The organism is Candidatus Cardinium hertigii (assembly GCF_003788695.1).
Genome location: NZ_RARA01000002.1, coordinates 1 through 2,697 on the forward strand (window position 1 = coordinate 1; position 2,697 = coordinate 2,697).

General features: G+C 37.6%; 1 protein-coding gene. It reads left to right on the plus strand.

Annotated elements, in window-relative coordinates:
• Positions 1-127: 127 nt before the first annotated feature.
• A partial coding sequence (locus EDM02_RS00010; protein ID WP_478210126.1) for a sodium:solute symporter family protein occupies positions 128-2,697 on the plus strand: 2,570 nt, incomplete at its 3' end.

A 2,697-nucleotide genomic window follows, 5' to 3' on the forward strand; every position in this document is an offset into this window, starting at 1 on the left:
TATTGCTGCTTCTATTGCTGCTCTTGCCGTTCAAATCACCGTAATATCCAAGGCAATTAGCTTCTGCTTAGGTTCAGTTGACGCTGAGTTAAAATATTACACTACCGTTTTAGCTACCTTTATCTTAATTTTCTATTCTACTCTTGGAGGTATTCGTGCGGTTACCTTTACGGATGTATTACAATTTATAACCTTTTCTATTATTATTCCTCTTTTGGCTGTATGGATGTTTCACAAGATCAGCAACCCAGTTGCAGAAAGTCTCTCTTTTTTGCAGACACAAGAAAAATTTCAGTTTAGTAGCGTATGCCATTCTCATACTAAATTAATAGGTATAATTTTATTAATTTTAACCAATTTAGTGTCTGGTATAGAACCCCCAAAGATACAACGTGTATATATGTCTTCTGGTATTATACAGGCAAAAAAGGTTTTCTTATATTCTACTTTATTTAGTTTTCTTATAGGCATTTTAATATTATTAATCGGTCTATTTGTTTTTATAGGAGCACCAGCATTATCTATAGAAGCAATTTGGCCCTATATAATGAACAATATTTCGCCTTTTTCTCAAGGCCTTATTTCTATCAGTTTATTGGCTATGACTATGTCTACAGCTGATTCTTATTTAAACAGTTGTGCGGTTATGGTTAGCCATGATATCTTGGAAAGTATAAGAGGGATAAAGGTCCTTTCCAAGGTGTATCAATTCATGCTAGCCAGACTGACTTCCCTAGTCATAGGCCTATTGGCTATGGTATTAGCTTTTTACCGTAATGATTTATTAGACTTACTTAAATTAACTTTTGCTTTTACTGTACCTATTATAACCGCTCCCTTTGTTTTAGCTGTTTTTGGTTTTCGGGGTAATGGGCGTACGGCTTTGATCGGTATGGCTACCGGTATAGTAACCATTATAGCTTGGAACCAATGGATTGAACCAATAACAGATATAGATGGTGCATTTGTTTGTATGCTGGCCAATGGCTTAGCTATGCTAGTTGCACATTATGTATTGCCTCAGCCACCTGGTACCGGCTGGATAGAGCCAGATGATGAACTTAAGCAGATTAGGCAAGCTAATGCGCGGAAATGGGCACGTAGAAAAGAAGCCATTAAAGCTTTCTTTTCAAAAGATAGCTTGGCTAAACTTCCACCCAATAGGACTAAGATTATCGGTATGGGGATCTATGTTATGGTCACTGCTTTAGCGTATCTTGCTACTATTGACACCATAGATCTCATCTATTGGCCTATACTTCAAATTATTGCAGCTGCTTGTTTTTCAGGCTATGGCATTTTTATTCCCAAAGGTAAGTCTCCTACCTGGATCGGGGGGCTNTGTTTACCCGTTACTATGGTTTGGCTTTCTTGGCATACCACCAATCCCTTGTATACCGTAGTTTTATATATGATGCATTTGGCAGTAACCTTAGTAGCCTTTCCACTCTATTCTGCTCTAGTGATTGTACTATGTATGACTATTTATCCACTTTGCTGTATTAGAGATCCCATGTTATGGCCACCATTGGCTGTATTACTACCTACATTGGGTATAGGCTTACTGTTATTTACCCTAATTATTTATTATAGATTTAATACAGTGATCTGGACCAATCAGAATACCTACCTAAAAAATCAACAAAAATTAAGAGAAGCCCAAAAGCTAAAAAATCTCGCTTATAACTTGCATATTGATACAGCAACGGTTAGTAGCCAGGAAGAAGAAGATGGTATGATTTTAGAGAAAGTAGTAAAAGATGTTACGCAATCTGTTGCATTTATAGATAACGCAACGCCTCTCTACAAACAGGATTTCCAAAGTATTATTAATAAATTTTCCGAATGGGCTATTTTTTTAAAGCAACAAGCCAAATCTAAAGACCATATTCTTTTACAGCCAACTGCAATTTCTCTAAATCAACTGATAAATAAAATAGAAGTTGCTTTAGAAAGGGAAATGGAAAATGGCTCTAGATTATTTATAGAGCACAAAGATAATACGGTTCCAGTCAAGATCGTATGTGATGTCAACCAGATCATTCATTTATTGGTTACGGCTATTTTACGTACTGCTAAATCAGATGTTTTAGAGACGCAATTTGTAAGGCTATACTTGTATACCACCCATTTACAATATGAGGTCCATGAGCCCATCGATAATGGATATGCTCCAGCGATGGTTTTTCCAGCTATAGCTTTCGTAATAAGCAGCTCTCATCTACCTTTAGCGGAACTGCCCAAAGTGCAAAGCTATTATGAGCCTAATAGAGATAATAAGGAAACGAGTAAGCAAACTGCTTATAGACCTCTAGCGCCAAGGCATATAGATCTTGGCAAAAAGACCATAGAACGTATTATGCATACCCACTATGGCTATCTAGAAATATCCAACCAAGCTGCTATACTGCTGGTTCTTCCTTGGGATGTAACCAAAATTCGAGAGGAAATGATCGCCAAATTGCCTATTACACACTTAACGTCGGAAACGCCTATTACTCCCAAAGAACAGGCTGATTCCATGATGGTGTTAATGCAATTTCATGAGTATGTCTGCCAAGTGGCTGAGGTGGATCCAGGGGTGATTGCGGAAATACTTTTATTACTTAGGCGTTGTTATGGCTTTAAACGCCATGCATCGGGGCAGTTGTTTTATGTCCGTGCAGTAGGCATTGCACAATGGGTAGCTACTTGGAT